Source organism: Bradyrhizobium sp. Kon58 (genome assembly GCF_055807455.1).
The window spans coordinates 1-393 of sequence record NZ_JBVVOT010000191.1; the positions used below are offsets into that span (position 1 = coordinate 1).

General features: G+C 53.9%; 1 protein-coding gene. It reads right to left on the reverse strand.

Features of this window, described 5'->3' with window-relative positions; genetic code table 11:
- The coding region (locus AC0L20_RS40075; protein WP_473295681.1) for a type IV secretion system protein at positions 1-393 on the reverse strand (393 nt) is incomplete at both ends.

Genomic DNA, 393 nt, shown 5'->3' on the forward strand with positions numbered 1-393 from the left:
GGAGCTGCGGCACCTGCTGTTGAGATGGTTGCAATAGCCGCCGCTGCACCAGCGGCTCCAGCCGCCGCCATACCACCGATTGCCGATCCGCCGCCCATAGACGTGCCACTAATCATCCCGCCGATCAATTCGGGGATAGTTTTAGTCAGATAAGCGCATACAAGAGCCAAGCCTGCCAATGTCATCAAAGACGCTTCGTCGTTGGTATACGCTGCTAACCACGACTTCGCTGACGTGACGATAATTCCTACGATCAACGTTAGGACGAACAGCTTAGCGCCAACTGCAATAACGAAGCGGAGCGGAGCTATAGCAAAGTCGCGTGTCCACTGTGAACCACCAAAACCAAAGAACAGTACGGAGGCGTTGATGATGACATACGACTCTACTAGC